The following is a 17,305-nucleotide window of genomic DNA, read 5'->3' on the forward strand; positions in this document are numbered from 1 at the left end:
AAACCTGTCGGGTCGCAGGCACACGGCCCGTGTTCCCGTTGGGTACATGAGAAGCCTTCCAGAAGGTGTTTTGACCTGATACAACTTTGACAATTCGTAGTAGGCTGGTTGCGGTATGAAACGTACGCTAGCGGCAATCCTTGGCTTGGTGGCGCTCGCCACCCTGATCGTGGTGTCCTTCGCCTTTGCCCAGGCCCCGATCAAAGTTCGCATCGGCTTCAACCCCACCCAGAACTCCGACCAGCTCCGCCCGGCGGCTCAGGCCATCGCCGACTTCATCGAGAAGGAGTTCAAGGGCACGGTCGAGGTGGAGATCTTCATCCCCACCGAGTACCGCGGCCTCATCGAGGCCATGCGCGGGGGCAACCTCGACTTCGCCTTCTACCCGCCCGATGGCTACGTCATCGCCCACCGCGACGTGGGGGCGCAGGTGCTCTTGAAGTCGGTGCGTGGCAACAGCCCCTTCTACTGGTCGGCCATCATCGTGCGCAAGGATTCCGGCATCAAGAACGTCAAGCAGCTCGAGGGCAAGACCATCGCCTGGGTGGACAAGAACTCCGCCGCCGGCTACGTCTTCCCCCGCGCCGCGCTGGTCAGCGCTGGCCTGGACCCCGACAAGCTCTTCTCCAAGCAGATCTTCGCCGGCAAGCACGACTCCGCCGTGTTGGCCGTGCTCAACAAGTCGGTAGACGCGGCCGCCACCTTCGCCAACGACGACAAGAACAAGAGCGGGGCCTGGACCCAGTTCCTCAAGCCCGAGGAAGCCGCCCAGCTCACCGCCATCTTCTACTCCAAGCCCATCCCCGGCGATACCTTCAGCGTCTCCAAGCAGTTCCAGGAGAAGTACCCCTCGCTCACCAAGGGCATCGCTGCGGCCATCCAGCGCATCCGCACCCCTCAGAGCAAGTTGCTGCTCAACCTCTACCGCATCGACTACATGATCCCGGCCAAGGACTCCGACTACGACGTGGTGCGTGAGGCCCGCAAGGTGGCCGGTCAGGACTGAATCAGCCCAAAATTGCGCCATCGGCCTCCGGGTTCGCCTGGAGGCCCTTTCTTGGGTTAGGCTGTTAGCCATCGAGCGGAGTCCGTAATGATCGAAGTCAGAGGAGTGAGTCAGGTCTTCCAGACCAAGAACGGGCCCTTTCAGGCCCTCAAAAACGTGAACATCGACATCCCCAAGGGGGACTTTGTCGCCATCATCGGGCGCTCGGGAGCGGGCAAGAGCACCTTCTTGCGCACCCTCAACGGCCTGCTGATCCCCACCGAGGGTTCGATCAGGGTCGAGGGGCTGGAGATCACCCGGCTCTCCAAGCACGAGTTGCAGAAGTACCGCCGCAGCGTGGGCTTTATCTTCCAGCAGTTCAACCTCGTCACCCGGTTGAGCGTGCTGGACAACGTGCTGCACGGGCGATTGGGCTATTTGCCGACTTGGCGAGGGTTGCTGGGGCTCTACACCGAGCGCGATTACCAGATCGCGCGGGCACAGCTCGAGCGGGTCGACCTCACGGCCAAAGAGAGCGCCCGCGTCGACTCGCTCTCCGGCGGACAGCAGCAGCGCGTGGCCATCGCCCGCGCCATGGCCCAGGAGCCCCGGCTCATGCTGGCCGACGAACCCGCCGCCAACCTCGACCCGGTGCTCTCGGAAGAGGTCATGCGCATCCTCAGGCGCTTCAACGAGCAGCTCGGCATGACGGTGGTGATCAATATTCACGCCCTGGACTTAGCCCTCGAGTATGCCCGGCGCATCATCGCCTTCAAGAAGGGGGAGCTGGTCTTCGACGGCAGCGCCGCCGAGCTGAGCGACGAGCTCGTGGACGCGATCTACGAGCGAAAGGAGATGGTGGCGTGAGCGCGGCCTTGATCTATGCCCTGCTGGGCCTCGGCCTCGCCCTGCTCCTCAGCGTGGCCAGGGGCTCCATGCGCCGCCTGATCTACGGCGGGGCCTTCGGGATCGCCATCGCCTTCGTGGCCTTTCCCTTCGTGCAGTCGCTGGGCTACCTGACGCGGGAAACGGTTGCGCCCACGCTGCTGGGCCTGTTGCCCAGATACCCGCTGCTGGCACTGGTACCCCTGGGGGTGGTCGCGGCGGTAGCGCTGGCCCGCCGAGGTGGGCAGGTGGCCGCGCTGGGTGGGCTCGTCGGCGGGGCGCTGGCCCTGTTCACGGGGTTGTTTCTCATCAGCCAGCCCGCGGGGTTGGTGCGGCTGATCCCCCTCGAGGGGCTGATGGAGCTGCTCGTGGCGCTGACCCTCCCGCTGCTCCTGGCCTTGCTGGGTTGGAGGCGGGCTAAGCTGCGCTGGCCGCTGATCGGGGCGGGGGTGTTGCTGGGCTGGCTCGTGTTCTTCTGGCTCAACTCCAGCAGCGGCGGCCACCTCTACCTGCCCAAGATGGCGGGCTACTACCGCCTGCTGGGCGGGGTGGAAGGCGGTCTCGAGCAGCGCATCGTCGAGGAGTACAACGCCGGGCTCGAGGAGCGCAACGCCATCCTGCGCGAGATCGGTCAGCCCGAGGAGAAGCCCGTGCAGAGCCTGGCCGATTTCAAAGGCCGCCTCCCCCAGGAGACCGCGGCGCAGGGCTACCGCCTGCTGCAGCCAAGCCAGCTTCAGTACGGGGCCTTCGCGGTATTCCTCCTCGCGGGCTTGATGCTGGGCGCAGGGCTGGCCCAGTTGCGCCGCCCGCAGCTTCAGGAGCCGGGCGACCTGCGCGCCGGGCTGATCCTGGCGGCTTTGGTGGGGGTGCTGCTCCCTGCCTTCGACGCCACCGAGTTCGCGCTGCAAAAGCTGGTCAGGGGTTGGCCCTTTCTGGTGGGCTTCATGGACAAGGCCTGGCCTCCCAACTTAGCCCAGATCAACCCCCTCGACCCGGAACGCAGTATCTTCCCGCTTCAGAGCGTGCTCTCGGAGATGGCGCTCACCATCGAGATTGCCCTGGTGGGCACTTTCCTGGCGGCCATCTTCGCCGTTCCCACCAGCTTCCTCGCCGCGCGCAACCTCACCCAGGGCAGCCCGCTGATGCGCGGCCTGTTCGCCTTCATGCGCACCTTCTACAACGTCGATCGCGGGGTGGACACCCTGATCCTGGCCCTGGTCTTCGTGGCGGCGGTAGGGTTGGGGCCCTTCGCCGGGGTGCTGGCGATGGCGATCCACTCCATCGCCGACCTGGGCAAGCTCTACTCCGAGGCCATCGAGAACGTCGACCGCGGGCCTATCGAGGCACTGGAATCCACCGGCACTGCCGGGGTCAACGTGCTGCGCTGGGCCATCCTACCGCAGGTGCTGCCTTTGTTCGTCTCCTACACCCTCTACCGCTTCGAGATCAACTTCCGTGTCTCGGTGGTGCTGGGGCTGGTGGGTGCGGGGGGCATTGGCTACTTCATCAAGGGGGCGATGGACGGGGGAAACTACGACCAGATGATCATCGGGGTCATCGCCATCGTGATCGTGGTGAACCTCATCGACTTCGCCTCGAGCTGGCTGCGCAGCCGGCTGGTGTAGAGGCTTGTCAAAAGTTGTGCCCCGGCGACGGCTCCGTCAGCGGCCGTAGCCCCCGCCGAACACCGCGTGCCAGGTAGAGAAGTCCCCCTCCACGAAGCCTCCCGCGATTTGGATGCGGCTGTGGCTGAAGGTGAACTTGCCCTCGGTCAGGGCGGCGAAGCCTCCGGCGGGCACCTCGAGCGCCAGAGCACCCTGAAAGCCCAGCCCGCCGAAGTGGTAGTACAGCGGGTCGCCGTCCACCCCGTAAGCCCTGCCGCGCACGATGGTCTCGGGGTGGGCGATGACGATGCCCGCTCCCACCCGCCCTACCAGGCGCAGTGGATTGGCGGGCAGGGCGTAGGCCAGATTGAACGTGAGCAGGTTGAAGCCGTCGGTGACCCAGAAGAAATCGAAGAGCTCGCCGTTTTCCTCAGCCCCTTCGAAGTAGAGCTTCTGGTGGATGAGCTCGAGCTCGTAGCGCAGCCCATCCAAGTCGCCCCACCACACCCGCACCCCGTAGTAGAGGGGGTAGCGGAGATCCTGGCCGGAAAAGTGGGCCTGCTTCACGCTGGCTTCGGGATGGCCCTCCTGCACCACCCGCAAGTCGGTAGGCGAGGGAAAGCTGAAGCCCAGATAAAAGGTAATGCCCTGAGCCAGGGCTGGGCTGAAGCCCAGCAGGGCGGCCACCAGGGGCGCGCGCATCAGCTCCAAGCATAGACCGCCGGAGCGAGGGTTTGCTTAGAGCGGCTCCGCTCACCCAGCGGGGCTCCCAATGCGCTACCCTCGAGCATATGCGCCTTGTATTCATCTTTTTTATTCTCTTGCTCGCCGCCTGCGGATCCCCCGGCATTCCCACGGGCAGCGTGATCAGGGTCGATGGCGCCGAGGTCATTACGCCGGCACTGGGGGAAAACGAAGCCGCCTTCTTCAACCTCGAGGTCGGGGGTGCCGCGGTGCGCCTGGATGCCTTCGCGCTCGATAACCCGAAAGCAGCCCAGCTCGAGGTTACCGTCTTCGACAGTAACCGCTTGCCCTACGCCCGCTCGGTGAGCCGAAGCTGGTTTGTTGCGCCGGGCCTGGCCCTTTCCCCGGCACAGCGCAACCCCAAGCTCATCGACCCCAACCTGCCCTTCAGCCTCAACCTCCCGGCCAACTTCGGCAAGGCCTACGTTCGCGTGCGCAACCGCCTGAACGAGCCCACCCGCGTGCGGGTGCGGGCGGTGGTTCGAGCGGGGTATAAGGGCTCGAGCGGGCTGGAGATCGTGGGCAGCACCCAAGGGGCCTTGCTCTTTTTGGGCCAGCTCGACAGCTATGTCTACCGGGGCAAGAAGGCCCGGCTCACCCTCAGCTACCCCGGCGGCAGCCTGCGCCCGCTCGTCGAGGTGGTGCGGGGCGGCAGCCGGGTGTTCAGGGGGGAGCCGGGGGTGAGCTTCGACCTCGAGCCCGGCGATCAGATCTTCGTGCGTGAGCAGAGCAATGGGGGGCTGGCCGGATTCTGCGACCAGGCGCTAGGTTGCACCGACGGCGTGAACAGCGGAATTTATACCCTTTGGATCGAATAGCCGAACCCGACGGATCGGGCATGAAAAGGGGGTGATGGAGTCATACCGCCACCGATAAACTGAGCCTATTATTCGACGGGGACGGCGTTTGCTCATTGTGGGTCGGGGATAATCCGAACCACATGGGCTTTGTTGGCACGAAAAACGGCTTTTATAATCCAGAACACACCTCGGACTTCATTAGAAAATAAAGCACCGGCTTGAGACAGCTCTCATGTTGGCGCATTTGGTTTTATCCCCCACCTGACACCGGGTTTACGTTTATGCAGTATAGCCAGGTCTCGACAAAGGTTTGAAAGATGAGAGAAATCACAGGCAGTTCTAAGATTCTTCTCTGAAAGCCTCCCTACCCTCGGGCAGATATGAGAGGGTCTATTCGCCGTAACCTTTCCTTGCTGTTGACATTTGCCGTGTTGATGGCTTTTTCATCGGCGTGGGCAGCTTCGACCTTTGTGGTGACCGCCACGGCCTACACTTCTTCGCCGCGCGAGACCGACAGCACCCCCTTCATCACCGCGACGGGCGCGCGCACCCGCTTTGGCATCGTGGCGGTGAGTCGCGACCTCCTGCCCGGCTTGCCCTATGGTTCGCAGGTGCGCTTGGAGGACCTGGGCAGCGTGAGCGGCCGGGGCCGGGGGCAGTTCGACTACCTGTTCAGGAACACGATTTTCGTCGTCGAGGACACCATGCACCCGCGCTTTAGCTGGCGCATGGACATCTGGATGCCCAACCGCTCTACCGCCATCAGCTTTGGCGTGCGCAAACTGAGGGTGACTGTTTTGCGCATAGGTCGGGGCTAAAATGGTTTAAAGCTGGTTGCAGAGAGCGCCTGCTCTCTGCAATTTTGCTGCTTGAGCCTATGCGATTCGTCTGCTTCCTGGCCCTGCGCCACCTGCGCTACCGCCGCACCCAGAGCCTCATCACCCTGCTGGGCGTGGCGGTGGGGATCATGGTGCTCACCACCGCTTTGTCGCTGTTCAACGGCTTCAGTAAGGGCCTCATCGACGCCACCCTCAAGGCCGCACCTCACATCCTGTTGCTCAAGGTCAACCCCGAGGCGCCCAACACCCCGCCGGCCCCTAACCCCGAAGTCGTGGCCCAGGCCCCGTTTCTGGCGGCCAAAGCCCTGCTGACCCGACGGGCCGGGGAAGGGCGCAGCGCGGGGGTGGATTTCGCCACCCTGGTGGGGCTGGGGGAGGGGGGGGCGGGGGTTTATCCCCAGATCGACCTGCATCGGCTCAAACCTGGCACCATCGTGCTGGGCAGCATGCTGGCCCGCAGCCTGGCGGCTTTCCCCGGCGACGAGCTCATCGCCCTTTCTGTCGAACAGACCCGCGTCACCCTCGAGGTCGTCGGCACCTTCAGCACCGGCAATGCCCTGCTCGACGCGGGCTACGCCTTCACCACCCTCGAGGACAACCGCAGGCTTTTGGGTATGCCCAAGGCCATCAGCGGCTATCAAGTGCGCCTGCGCGACCCCGATCGCGCCTACGAGGTAGGGAGGGCCATCAGCGGCGAGGACTACCTGCCCCAGCCCTGGCAGAGCAACTATCGCACCCTCATCGAGCAGTTGGCCCTGCAAAAACGTGTCAGCGGCATCATCGTCTTCCTGATCGTGGGGGTGGCCGCGCTGGGCATGGCCAACGTGCTGGTGCTGGCAGTGGTGGAGAAAACCCCCGACATCGCACTGTTGCGGGTGTTGGGGGCCAGCGGGCTTCAGGTGGCGGGGGTCTTTGCCCTGGAGGGTGTTCTGCTGGGCGTGGCTGGGGTGGTGCTGGGCAACCTGCTGGGTTGGGGGCTCTCGAGCTACTTCGCCTGGCGGCCCATCGGCATTCCCGGCGAGCTGTACTTCCTCACCAGCCTGCCGGTGGACATCAAGGCCAGCGACTTCGCATGGGTCTCGCTGATGAGCCTGCTGGTAGTGATCCTGGCCTCGCTGCTGCCGCTCTTGCGGGCGCTGCGCGTTAAGCCGGGGGAGGTGTTGCGCTAGGGGGTCGGTGGATAAGCCCGACGGCTCCTGGCTTCCCATCCACCGCTACCGGCTGTCCGGTACCTTGATCTGTCCGCCGATCACGGCCTTCTTTAGGGCCTCGAGTTCACGGCGCAGGGTATCGGGGATGAGGGCCTGGTTGAAGGCGTCGAGGGCGAAGTCCAGGCCGCCTTCCTTGAGGCCCAGGCTCAAAATGCCGCCCTTGAAGGTTCCCTTGACCACGGCTTCCACGGCGCGGAAAGCAGCCACGTCGACCTTTTTGAGCATACAGGTCAGGGCGTGGTTGAGGGTCTGGGGGTTGGAGTCGGTGTCGCCCAGGAAGTTGAGGTTGCCGTCGCCACCGATGAAGAACATCGGGCGGGTGTTGCCGGCGCAGGCTTGGGCATAGGCTGCGTACTTGGGCACGCTGCGGAAGGGGTCGCGGATGAAGCGAAGCCCTCTGGGCAACTCGCCGGCTTTGAGGCAGCGGGTCTCCTTGACGTAGTTGAACACGCCCAGCCCACTGGCTCCTGCCGCCGCGTAGATGATGTCGGCGCCCTGGGTTTTCTGCAAGCTGGCAATCTCCTTGGCCTTGGCCGGGTCGTTGAAGGCCGCTGGGGTGTTGCCCACGTAGTTGGCGATCACCCGGCAGCTTGGGCAGGCTCTCTTGACCCCCTCGCGGTAGCCCACCTCGAACTTGTGGATGAGGGGGATGTCCATGCCCCCGACAAAGCCCACCACCCCGGTCTGGGTCAGGCGGCCTGCGATGTAGCCCACCAGGAAAGTTCCCTCGTTCTCGCGGAACACCAGGCTCTGCACATTGGGTGCTTCGGAGACGCTGTCGATGAGGGCGAACTTGGTGTCTTTGAACTCTTTGGCGGTGGCGGTGATGCCCGCTTCGGTGGCGAAGCCCACCCCGATGATGAGGTCGAGGCCCTCCTCGGCGAACTTGCGCACCCCTGGAAGCACCTGTGAAGGGTCGCCGGGCTCGAAGTCGAAGAGTTGAACCTTGAACTGCTGGGCAGCCCGCTGGGCTCCGGCATAGGCCACCCCGTTGAAGGTGGGGTCGTTCTTGCCGCCGGTGTCGAAGGCGATGCCCACCCGAAGCTGAGCCGAGGCCAGCGAGCACAACACGAGCAGCGCGATCCAGTGTTTCATGCACGGAGTATAGCCGCCTGGCCTGTCTCAAGGTTGGATTGAGGGTCTTGGCCCACTCCAAGCGCTAGGCTAAGGCTGTATGCGTCGTTACCTTGTGCCGCTGGCGCTGTTGTGGGGGATGGCTTTGGCCCAGAACCATCAACCCAACCGCCTCTTCGTCGGGGCGGGCCTGGACTTCAACTGGCTGGCGGGCTCGAGCTATCCCGCGCTGTTCTTCCAGGTGGGCGACTATGACCTCCTGGGCGGCCTGGGCCTACGGGCCCAGGTCGGATTTGGGCAGGGGCCGGTGAGCTTCTTTGAGTTCGGCATGCACGCCTTGAGCACCTTCGGTCAGGGGCGCTTCTTCCCCTACGGCGGTGGCGGTATTGGCGTGGTCTTCGGCGGCGGGGTGGCGTTGTGGGGCTTTGAGGGCCTCGTGGGCGGAGAGTTCTTCATCAACCCCACCCTCAGCTTGGCCGCGGAGCTGGCCCCCTCGCTTTACTTAGCCAACGGCTCGGCGGTCTTCGGCTTGCGCCTGCGCCTGGGCCCCAATTTGCGTTGAGATAGAACGGGGCGGCCGCCTGTCAGGGAGGGGTGTGCTCTAGGATTCAAAAAGATAGCCTCGTTGGTTTGGAGGATTATCACTCGTCGCTGAAGCGCTCTTCCCTCCAGGGATCCCCCCGGCGGTGGTAGCCGTTGACTTCCCAAAAACCCAGCTTCTCGCGCCCGGTGAACTCGAAGCCCCGCAGCCACTTGGCGCTCTTCCAAGCGTAGAGGTGGGGCACGATGAGGCGCAGGGGGCCGCCGTGCTCGCGGGGGAGAGCTTCGCCGAAGAGGGTGTGGGCCAGCAGGTTTTCCGGGCGCAGGAAGTCGTCGAGGGTGAGGTTGGTGGTGTAGCCGCCGTAGCAGTGGATCAAAACCGCGCTGGCCTGCGGTCTGAGCTTGACCTGCTCCATCAGGTCGAGCACCTTTACCCCCCGCCACTGCACGTCGAGCTTGCTCCAGCGGGTGACGCAGTGGAAGTCGGCGGTGAGGTCGGACTGGGGCAGGCTCAGGAGGTCTTGCCAAGAGAGCTCGAGGGGTTGCTCTACCAAGCCGTCGAGGAAAATCCTGACCTCCTCGGGCTTCAGGCTGGGCGTGGGGCCATAGGTCAGCACGGGGAACTTCTCGGTGAGCACCTGCCCCGGCGGCACCCGTCCCTCCTCGGCGTCGCGAGACCTCTTGAGGAATTTGCCGAACATGGCTCAGAGTCTAGACCCCGCCCTGCCATCGGCGGGTAAGCATTCCCACACTCCGAATCAACGGGACTGGTAGCGGATCACCTCGACGCGCTCGAGCGTCACCAACCCCTCCCGCACCATCGCGTCGAGCAGGGGGAGGAAGGCGCGGATCTTCTCCTCGCTATCGACGATCTCGATCATGAGGGGGAGGTCTTCGGAGAGCTGGAGTACCTTGGCGCTGTGGATGCGCGAGTGGGCTCCGAAGCCCATGACGCCCTTGAACACGGTGGCCCCGGCCAGGCCATGCTGTTTGGCCTCGAGCACGATGGCCTCATAGAGCGGGCGACCCTGCCACTTGTCGCTTTCGCCGATGAAGATGCGCAAAAGCTTGGCTTCTCCTTCGAGTTTCATCCCTAACCTCCGAGTCGCTCGCCCAGCCAGTACCCTGCCCACACCGCCGCGAAGCCCAGCAGAACGCTGCCCAGGACGTAGCCCATAGCCCGCAGCCACTCGCCGCCCTGCGCCAGGGTGAGGGTCTCCCAGCTAAAGGTGGAGAAAGTGGTGTATCCGCCCAGGAAGCCCACCGCCAGGAACAAGCGGGCTTCCCCCGACAGCGCGCCTTTTAAGCTGAGCTCGAGCACGATGCCGATGAGGAAGCTTCCGCTGACGTTGATCAGGAGAGTGCTCCAGGGGAAGCCGGGCCCGGCCCACCCCTGGATCCAGGCCCCCAGGCCGTAGCGCAGGGCCGAGCCCAGCGCCCCACCCAGCATCACCAGCAGCAGCTTCATGGGCGGAGTATAGCAACAAGCTCAACGCCAGCTTAAGCCGGGCTTCGCGCCCTTGCTGCTAAACTCTGATGATGAGGTTTTTCAGCGGACTGATCCTGGCGGCGCTTCTCGCAGGCTGCGCCCCGAGGTTGGGCGTGAGCGACGCCCAGCGGGCCGAGTGGGGCTTGCAGCCTGTCATCGGCGGCTTCGCCCCCGACCGCGGCGTGGGCGGGAAGTACAAGCTGCGCGAGCGGGTCTTCTTCAGTTTCACCCTCAGCCGACCGGGTTACGTCACCCTGATCACCGTCGACCCCGACACCACCACGGTGGTGCTCGAGCGCAACGTGCGGCTCGAGGCGGGCGCCCACACCCTCCCCCTCAAGACCGACGTCACCGCCCAGGGGCAGGCCACCTACTTGGTGCTGCCGCCTACTGGGATCTCGCGCTTCCGCCTGCTCTTCACCGACGTGCCGGTCTCGGCGCCGGGCCTCTTCCGCGGCAAGCTCAGCCCTGAAGAGCTCGACCAACAGACCCAGGCCTACCTCGGCCAGGCCGCCGTGCGCGACGTGGCGGAGACCACCCTCGAGGCGGTGCAGTGATGCGCGGATTCCTGATCGGCACGGTAGCCCTGCTGGCCCTGCTCGCCGGCTGCACCCCGGCCGAGCCGGGCGGCTTCAGCCTCGACCCCAACGCGGTGGTGCTCCCCGAGGCCGAGGTGGACTCGGTGGCCGCCAGCGAGATGTACGTGCAGACCGACAAGGAGCTGAAGAGCGGCCAAGTCGTCATCAGCGACGAGGGCGACGGGCTGGTGCGCCGCATCACCGAGGTGACCACCCTCGAGTCGCGGCAGGTGGGCGCCCAGATCGTGCGCAAGGTGTACCTCAAGACCGAGGAGGCCAGCCTCGAGGAGGCCGTGGCCGCGGGCGACGCCGGCCTGGACTTCGGCACCCTGCAGATCGGGCAGGACAGCCTGGTGCAGGCGCTGCCCGGCGTGAGCGTGCAGGACGTGACCGGGAAGATCAACATCAGCAACGTGAGCTTCCAGCCGGTGGCTGGGGTGACCGTGACCCTCAACGGCTTCGTGCAGCAGAAGCTCAGCCCGAAGTTCCGGTTGGTCATCAACAAGGCCAGCGGCAGCAGCGTGCCCAGCGTGGATGTTTTCGAGGCCGCGCTCGCCGGGAGCCTCACCGCCTCGCTCCAGGCCAAGATCGTGGCCGACAAGAAGTTCAGCCTGGCGGCGGGCACCGAGCAGCCGGTCGCGCAGTTCGCCCCCTTGCGCCAGACCTTCCTGGTGGGGGCAGTGCCGGTGGTGGTGGTGGTCACGCCGCGCCTGGTGGTGGGGGCTTCCGGCGGGGCCGACAACCAGGTGACCATCCAGGCCGGCATCCAGCCCACGCTCAGCGTCAACGCCGGGGTGAAGTACGACCGCGACGGGGCGCAGAAGTGGGTGGGGGTGTGGACGCCGCCCAGCTTCAACCTCAACCCCTCCTTCAGCTACAGCGTGCCCAGCAGCGGCAACGGCCAGCTTTACGCCAAGATGGTGCTGGAGGTGAAGCTCTACGGGGTGGCGGGGCCCACCCTCGAGGCCAAGCCCTACGTGGGTATGACCTTCAACCCCTCCCCGGCCACCGCCACCGTGCGGGCGGGCCTGGGGGCCAGCGCGGCGGTCTCGGCCGGGTTCAAGGTGCTGGGGAAAGGCCTCGAGCTCGGCACCAGCCCCCTCACCTACGACAAGGGCAGGGACTTTAGCTGCAGCGCGAGCAGTTGCCAGTAGAGCCCTCACCCTACCCGCTCGGCCAAGAAGCGCCTCGAGGGGTTGACGTACTCCTCCTGCGCGGCCACGAGCTGGATTTCCCGCGTGCCACGCCGGTGGGTGAGCTCGAGCAGGTTGTACAGCGCCGATACACTGTTTTCCAGGCTCACCACCAGATCCTGGGTCTTGAGGTAGTTGCCCAGGAACAGCGCGGCGAGGACGTCGCCGGCGCCGTTGCGGGGGGGCTCGAGGGGGATCATGGGGGTTTGAACCACCCAGGCCCCGCCCTCGGCCACCGCCAGGGTCTCGATGTGGCCGCTGGGTACATCCTGGCGCAGCAGGCTGCTCACCAGCACGATGCGCGGGCCCTGCGGGCGGCTTTGCTCGCGCAAGGCGTCAGCGGCCTCGAGCGCCTGGTCCAGGGTCTTTATCCTATGGCCGCTGAGCAGCTCGAGCTCGAAGAGGTTGGGGGTGAGGATGTCGGCCTGTGGCACCACTTGCGAGCGCATGACCTCGGGGATTTCGGGCCGCACGAAGACCCCGCGCCCTACGTCGCCCATCACCGGGTCGCAGCAGTACAGCGCTTGGGGGTTGGCCTCGCGCACCCGCTCCAGCGCCCAGAGGATGGCCTCGGCGGTCGCGCCGGAGCCCATGTAGCCCGAAAGCACCGCGTCGCAGGCCTCGAGCGCCCCCCGCTCGGCGATGCCCTGCACGACCGCGGTGAGGTGTTCAGGGGTGAAGACGCTGCCCTTGTACTGCCCGTAGCCGGTGTGGTTGGAGAACTGCACGGTGTGGACCGCCCATACCTCGAAACCCATACGCTGCAAGGGAAACACCGCCGCGGCATTGCCCACGTGGCCGTAGGAGACCCACGACTGGATCGAGAGGATGTTGAGCGGCGCGCGCATGGGCTCAATCATAGCGACCTAGGCCGGTAGCTCGACAGCGAGAAGGCCAGCCAGCTCACCGCTCCGGCCAGCATCGCCGCCAGCAGGAAACTGCTGCGCACGCCGCCCACCTCGGCCACCGCACCCAGCAGCAGTGGGCCCACCAAGCCTCCGAGGGTGCTCATGGTGGAAACGCTGGCGATGGCGCTGGCTGCCGAGAGCCCAGGGATGTTGGAGGCCGCGGCGAACATCATAGGAAACAGCGTGGCCATGCCCCAGCCCATGCAGGCTATGCCCAGCAACGCCCCTTCTATGCTCTGGCTGAGCACCCCGATCCCCAGGCCAAGGCCCCCGAACAGCGCTCCATAGCGCACCACTTTGACCGCGCCAAAACGGGCGACCAGCCAGTCCCCGCTCAGGCGGCCCAGCATCATCACGCTCTGGTGCACGGCGAAGCCCATGGCCGCAACCGACTCGGGAGCCCCTAGGCCGCGCAGGTAGACCCCGCTCCAGCCCGGGATCGAGCCGTCGCTGATGGCGGTGCAGAAACCCATCAGCCCCAGGAAGAGCAGTGGCCCGGTGGGCAGGGCGAAGACGCGGCGGATGGGGAGGGTCGGGGTCTCGAGCAGCCACCGCCATCCCACGCCCACGATCAGCGCACCCACCAGCCCCACGAGGGCGAAGTGCAGGCGGGGGTGGAGCCCCAACCCCGCCAGCCCCGCCCCCGAGAGCGCCCCCAGCAGTGCCCCCAGGCTCCACATGGCGTGGAAGGAGGAGAAGATGGGCCGCCCGTAGCGGGCCTCGAGGGCGGTGGCCTGGGCGTTGATGGCGATGTTGAGGTAGCTCATCAGCAGGCCATAAACTGCCAGCCCTACGAACAGCAACACGGCGTTGGGCACCAGCGCCAGCGACAGCAGCCCCCCCAGCGAGGCCAGGGCCGCGTACCGCGCCGTCGCGCGGCTGCCGTAGCGGTCTACCAGGCCCCCGCTGGTGATGCTCCCGGCCAAGGACCCCGCCATGTTGCCCATCAGGATGGTGCCTAGCACCACCGCTTCCAGCCCAAGCCTCTCCGACACCGCCGGGATGCGGGCCACCCAGGAAGCGGCGATGAAGCCGTGCAGCAAAAACAGGCTCGAGATCGTCCCTCGAGCCCGCACCAAGCCGGGATCCAACACCACGAAAGCAAGTATAAAGCTCGGAGCGGGCCCCGGCTCGAGTGGCCGCGCGGCCACTCAGGTTGGGCTTAGACTTTGCGGGGCTTATGACTGTAACCTGTAGGAGTGCTCACGTGGCGCGATGCTCTGGATATTCTCGCGGTTGCTACGGTGTTTTATTACCTATACGTTCTCATCGCGGAATCGCGGGCGCTCAACCTGGTGCGGGGCCTGCTGGTGTACTTGTTGGTGTGGTTTATTGCGACCCGCCTGGGGCTCAACGGTCTTTCCTGGCTGCTGGGGAATGCCGCCACGCTGGGGGCTTTCGCGTTGATCGTGGTGTTTCAGCCGGAGCTGCGGGGGGCTTTGGAGCGCATCGGGCGGGGCCGCTTGCAGCGCCAGCCTTTGGCCGATGCCCAGCTAGGCGAGCTGGTGCGGGCGGTGGAGAGGCTGGGTGCCCTGCGCTACGGAGCCCTCATCGCCATCGAGCGCCAAACCCCCTTGGGTGAGTTCGCTGCGACCGGGGAAAACCTCGATGCTCGCCTGTCGGCGCGGCTGCTGGAGAGCCTTTTCGTCAACAAAACCCCCCTACACGACGGCGGGGTGATCCTCCGGGGTGACCGGGTTTTGGCAGCGGGGTGCGTCTTTCCGCTGTCGGAGAAGCAGGAGAAGTACCTGGGCACCCGCCACAAAGCGGCCATCGGCCTCTCGGAGGTCTCGGATGCGCTGGTGATCGTGGTCAGCGAGGAGCGTGGCACCATGCGGATCGCCGAAGGGGGGCGGCTTTCTCCCCCCTTGCAGCCGGTGGAGTTGCGCGAGCGTATCCGCGAGGAGTTGCAGGTCTCCGCCAACCTCTCCGAAGCGGGGTTCAGGTTTTGGCGACCGAAGGAGCGTGAGGGGTGAGCCGCCTGCTGCACAACCTCCCGGCCAAGCTGCTGGCCTTGTTGGCCTCGGCGCTGCTATGGCTGCAATTGCGTGAGAGCCAGCCGGTGACCGAGCGCTCCCTGACGAGGCCCTTGCAGGTGCTGGGCCTGGCCGGGGACCGGGTGGCGGTGGGATTGCCCGCCCAGGTGCAGTTGCGGCTGCGGGGGCCCTCGAGGCTCCTGGAGGGCAGCAACCTCACCCCCGTCAACGCCTACGTCGACCTCTCGGGCGTGGACAGTGGGGATTTTATCCGCGACGTGCGGGTGGGGCTGCCCACCGGAGTCGAGCTGGTGAGCCTCGAGCCCGCCCGCGTGGAAGCGAGGGTGGAGCGCTACGAGACCAAGACGCTCACGGTCTTCGTCTACAGCCCCAGTCAGTCGTTGATGGTGGAGCCGAGCCTGGTCGAGGCCAGGGGTCCGACGAGCCTGGTGACCCAGGCCTACAGGGCCATCGGCTACGCGGAGGGCGGCAGCGAGGTGGTGCTGCTTACGGCCGTGGACATCGAGGGTAGACCGCTGAGCGACCTCATCCTCACCCCCGACCGGGTGCGCATCACCGAGCGGAGCCCTCTACTCACCCGCAGGACGCTTCCCCTGCGCTTGCAGCCGGCTCCCCAGGGGTGGCGGGTGCTCGAGGCCAGCCTCCCCCCCAGCGTCGAGGTTCAGGGCGACCCCCAGGTGCTGCGACATCTGGAGCGAATCGAGGCCAAGGTTCCCCTCAAAACCGGACGCTTCGAGGCCCCCCTGGAGCTACTGCTGCCTGAGGGAGTGCAGGTGGTGAACGGGGTTACGGGAACTTTCCGCATCGAGCGCGTACAATGACGCGGGATGGCTGAACTCTACACCGTGCGCTTGTTTGGCGACCCGGTGCTGCGCAAGCGGGCACTGAGGGTCACGGACTTTTCCCAGATTCCCCACATCGCTCAGAACATGCTCGAGACCATGTTCGAAGCGCGTGGGGTGGGCCTGGCCGCCCCCCAGGTGGGCCTGTCACAGCGCCTGTTCGTGTGGGCGGAGTACCTCGACTCCGAGGAGGACGAGGAGGAGGGCGAGGACGCCGACCTCAGGACCCGGGTGCGCCAGACGCACGTGATGGTCAACCCGGTGATCACTTTCCGCGAGGGAGAGCAAGCAAGCACCGAGGGCTGCCTTTCGATACCGGGTCTCTACGCCGAGAACGTGCCCCGCTCCTTGCGGGTGCGGGTGGAGTACCAAGACGAGCGGGGCGAGCCCAAAGTGTACGAGGCCGAGGGCTACAACGCGGTGGTGATCCAACACGAGCTCGATCACCTCGACGGGGTGCTCTACTTCGAGCGCCTGCCCAAGGAGCTCAAGGCCAAATGGCTCGAGGACAACCGTGAGGAGCTGGCCCGCCTGCAGAGGCAGGCCAAGGCCTTTCTCAAGGAACTGAAGGTCAAGGGCTGAAAGCGGGGGCTGCGGTGAACCCTCCTCAGCCGCCAGCTTCCAGCCCCCGGCGCCGGGTGGCCTTCTTCGGCTCCCCCGCCTGGGCGGTGCCGGTGCTCGAAGCCCTGCACCGGCACCACCAGGTGCTGCTGGTGGTCACCCAGCCCGACAAGCCCGCGGGGCGGGGCCTGGAGCTCACCCCCTGCCCGGTCGCCCGCCGGGCCACCGAGCTGGGGTTACGGCTGGAGAAACCCACTAGGCTGAAGAAAAACGCCGAATTCCTCGAGCAAGTACGCGAGCTGGAGCTGGAGGTGGCGGTGACGGCGGCTTACGGCAAAATCCTGCCCCCCGAGCTGCTCGAGCTGCCCCGCCATGGCTTTCTCAACCTGCACCCCTCCGACCTGCCGAAGTACCGTGGCCCCGCCCCGGTGCAGTGGACCCTCATCAACGGCGACACCCAGACGGCGGTGAGCATCATGCAAACCGATGCGGGGATGGACACCGGGCCGGTGGTGAGCAAGTTTCACACCCCCGTAGACCCGGATGAGACGGCCCTAGAACTCTCCGAGCGCTTGCGCGACAAGGGCATCGAGCTGCTGCTGGAGGCGCTGGACAGGCTCGAGCACCTCACCCTCACCCCCCAACCCGCCCAGGGCACCCACGCCCCCATGCTCGGGAAGGAAGACGGGCGCATCGTGTGGGAGCGTCCGGCCCGCGCGATCTACAACCGCCACCGGGGAGTGCAGCCCTGGCCGGGGAGCTGGTTCGAACTTCCAGGGGGTAGCGCTTCGCGGCTCGATTCGGGGGGTAGCGCTTCGCGGCTCGAGCTTCCGAGAAAACGGGTCAAGGTGCTGTCCATGCGGCCCGTGGAGGGCAGGGGAGAGGCGGGAGTGGTGCTCGGGGTGGACTCGAGCGGCGTCACGGTGGCCGCCGGAGAGGGAGCCATCCTGCTTCAGCAGGTTCAGCCGGAGGGCAAGAAACCCATGCCCGCCGCCGACTGGGCTCGGGGGGCGCGGATCGGCGTGGGCTCGAGGCTGCGGTGAGAGAGGAGGGGG

20 protein-coding genes are annotated in these 17,305 nt (G+C 65.9%); 13 read left to right on the forward strand and 7 right to left on the reverse strand.

The features are described 5' to 3' along the window. Positions 1 to 115 precede the first annotated feature (115 nt). The 3 genes from B047_RS0113090 (at position 116) to phnE (ending at position 3,495) form a co-directional block, all read left to right on the forward strand. A complete protein-coding gene (locus B047_RS0113090; protein WP_018467421.1) occupies positions 116 to 1,006 on the forward strand; it encodes a phosphate/phosphite/phosphonate ABC transporter substrate-binding protein in 891 nt (296 codons plus the stop codon). An 87-nt stretch (positions 1,007 to 1,093) separates the two neighbouring features. Beyond that, the gene (phnC, locus tag B047_RS0113095) at positions 1,094 to 1,852 is read left to right on the forward strand and encodes a phosphonate ABC transporter ATP-binding protein (protein ID WP_018467422.1); all 759 of its coding nucleotides are present in this window, start codon (positions 1,094 to 1,096) and stop codon (positions 1,850 to 1,852) included. Then, a complete protein-coding gene (gene phnE, locus B047_RS0113100) occupies positions 1,849 to 3,495 on the forward strand; it encodes a phosphonate ABC transporter, permease protein PhnE (RefSeq protein WP_018467423.1) in 1,647 nt (548 codons plus the stop codon). Before phnC ends, phnE begins: the two co-directional genes overlap by 4 nt. Positions 3,496 to 3,531: 36 nt before the next feature. Here the strand turns inward: phnE and B047_RS0113105 are convergent, their stop codons facing one another. Beyond that, positions 3,532 to 4,176, reverse strand: coding sequence for a hypothetical protein (locus B047_RS0113105; protein ID WP_018467424.1), 645 nt, complete (start codon positions 4,174 to 4,176; stop codon positions 3,532 to 3,534). 89 nt (positions 4,177 to 4,265) lie between these two features. Between B047_RS0113105 and B047_RS0113110 the strand changes: the two genes are divergently transcribed. The 3 genes from B047_RS0113110 to B047_RS0113120 all read left to right on the forward strand — a co-directional run bounded on the left by B047_RS0113110 (position 4,266) and on the right by B047_RS0113120 (position 7,026). Then, positions 4,266 to 5,036, forward strand: a complete 771-nt coding sequence (locus B047_RS0113110) for a hypothetical protein (RefSeq protein ID WP_018467425.1) — start codon at positions 4,266 to 4,268, stop codon at positions 5,034 to 5,036. A gap of 416 nt (positions 5,037 to 5,452) precedes the next feature. After that, positions 5,453 to 5,836 carry a 3D domain-containing protein gene (locus B047_RS0113115; RefSeq protein WP_018467426.1) on the forward strand — a complete coding sequence of 128 codons (384 nt, stop codon included), beginning with the start codon at positions 5,453 to 5,455 and terminating at the stop codon, positions 5,834 to 5,836. Between the two features lie 59 nt (positions 5,837 to 5,895). After that, positions 5,896 to 7,026 (forward strand): ABC transporter permease, encoded by a 1,131-nt coding sequence (locus B047_RS0113120; RefSeq protein WP_018467427.1) that lies wholly within the window; start codon positions 5,896 to 5,898, stop codon positions 7,024 to 7,026. 45 nt (positions 7,027 to 7,071) lie between these two features. Here the strand turns inward: B047_RS0113120 and B047_RS0113125 are convergent, their stop codons facing one another. Continuing rightward, a complete protein-coding gene (locus B047_RS0113125) occupies positions 7,072 to 8,163 on the reverse strand; it encodes a BMP family lipoprotein (protein WP_018467428.1) in 1,092 nt (363 codons plus the stop codon). 79 nt (positions 8,164 to 8,242) lie between these two features. Here B047_RS0113125 and B047_RS0113130 point away from each other — a divergent pair, with 79 nt between their 5' ends. Further along, positions 8,243 to 8,704: a hypothetical protein gene (locus tag B047_RS0113130; RefSeq protein ID WP_018467429.1), complete on the forward strand. Its 462-nt coding sequence runs from the start codon at positions 8,243 to 8,245 to the stop codon at positions 8,702 to 8,704. A gap of 79 nt (positions 8,705 to 8,783) precedes the next feature. On the opposite strand, the gene B047_RS0113135 is transcribed toward B047_RS0113130, so the two are convergent. The 3 genes from B047_RS0113135 to crcB are packed head-to-tail and all read right to left on the reverse strand — an operon-like array spanning position 8,784 to position 10,150. Next, positions 8,784 to 9,383 carry a sulfite oxidase-like oxidoreductase gene (locus B047_RS0113135; protein ID WP_018467430.1) on the reverse strand — a complete coding sequence of 200 codons (600 nt, stop codon included), beginning with the start codon at positions 9,381 to 9,383 and terminating at the stop codon, positions 8,784 to 8,786. 57 nt (positions 9,384 to 9,440) lie between these two features. Continuing rightward, positions 9,441 to 9,773, reverse strand: coding sequence for a DUF190 domain-containing protein (locus tag B047_RS0113140; RefSeq protein ID WP_018467431.1), 333 nt, complete (start codon positions 9,771 to 9,773; stop codon positions 9,441 to 9,443). Positions 9,774 to 9,775: 2 nt separating this feature from the next. Next, the gene (gene crcB / locus B047_RS0113145; protein ID WP_018467432.1) at positions 9,776 to 10,150 is read right to left on the reverse strand and encodes a fluoride efflux transporter CrcB; all 375 of its coding nucleotides are present in this window, start codon (positions 10,148 to 10,150) and stop codon (positions 9,776 to 9,778) included. 71 nt (positions 10,151 to 10,221) lie between these two features. Here crcB and B047_RS0113150 point away from each other — a divergent pair, with 71 nt between their 5' ends. Continuing rightward, positions 10,222 to 10,728, forward strand: a complete 507-nt coding sequence (locus tag B047_RS0113150; protein ID WP_018467433.1) for a DUF4384 domain-containing protein — start codon at positions 10,222 to 10,224, stop codon at positions 10,726 to 10,728. Then, complete coding sequence (locus B047_RS0113155) at positions 10,728 to 11,903, forward strand: hypothetical protein (RefSeq protein ID WP_018467434.1); 1,176 nt, start codon at positions 10,728 to 10,730, stop codon at positions 11,901 to 11,903. Before B047_RS0113150 ends, B047_RS0113155 begins: the two co-directional genes overlap by 1 nt. A 5-nt stretch (positions 11,904 to 11,908) precedes the next feature. Here B047_RS0113155 and pdxY read toward each other — a convergent pair whose 3' ends face one another. Together pdxY and B047_RS0113165 are read right to left on the reverse strand one after the other, a co-directional pair. Then, positions 11,909 to 12,790, reverse strand: coding sequence for a pyridoxal kinase PdxY (pdxY, locus tag B047_RS0113160; protein WP_018467435.1), 882 nt, complete (start codon positions 12,788 to 12,790; stop codon positions 11,909 to 11,911). A gap of 8 nt (positions 12,791 to 12,798) precedes the next feature. Further along, positions 12,799 to 13,947: an MFS transporter gene (locus tag B047_RS0113165; protein WP_018467436.1), complete on the reverse strand. Its 1,149-nt coding sequence runs from the start codon at positions 13,945 to 13,947 to the stop codon at positions 12,799 to 12,801. A 102-nt stretch (positions 13,948 to 14,049) separates the two neighbouring features. Between B047_RS0113165 and cdaA the strand changes: the two genes are divergently transcribed. Genes cdaA through fmt form a run of 4 tightly spaced genes read left to right on the forward strand, consistent with a single transcriptional unit; the run spans position 14,050 to position 17,293 of the window. Beyond that, a complete protein-coding gene (gene cdaA, locus B047_RS0113170) occupies positions 14,050 to 14,826 on the forward strand; it encodes a diadenylate cyclase CdaA (protein WP_018467437.1) in 777 nt (258 codons plus the stop codon). Continuing rightward, a complete protein-coding gene (locus B047_RS0113175) occupies positions 14,823 to 15,668 on the forward strand; it encodes a CdaR family protein (protein WP_018467438.1) in 846 nt (281 codons plus the stop codon). The genes cdaA and B047_RS0113175 overlap by 4 nt, the downstream gene beginning before the upstream one ends. Before the next feature lie 6 nt (positions 15,669 to 15,674). Then, positions 15,675 to 16,271 carry a peptide deformylase gene (gene def / locus B047_RS0113180; RefSeq protein WP_018467439.1) on the forward strand — a complete coding sequence of 199 codons (597 nt, stop codon included), beginning with the start codon at positions 15,675 to 15,677 and terminating at the stop codon, positions 16,269 to 16,271. A 14-nt stretch (positions 16,272 to 16,285) separates the two neighbouring features. Beyond that, on the forward strand, positions 16,286 to 17,293 hold the full coding sequence (fmt, locus tag B047_RS0113185; protein WP_052606142.1) for a methionyl-tRNA formyltransferase: 1,008 nt from the start codon (positions 16,286 to 16,288) through the stop codon (positions 17,291 to 17,293). Positions 17,294 to 17,305: the final 12 nt, after the last annotated feature.

The organism is Calidithermus timidus DSM 17022 (assembly GCF_000373205.1).
In the GTDB taxonomy this organism is placed as follows: domain Bacteria; phylum Deinococcota; class Deinococci; order Deinococcales; family Thermaceae; genus Calidithermus; species Calidithermus timidus.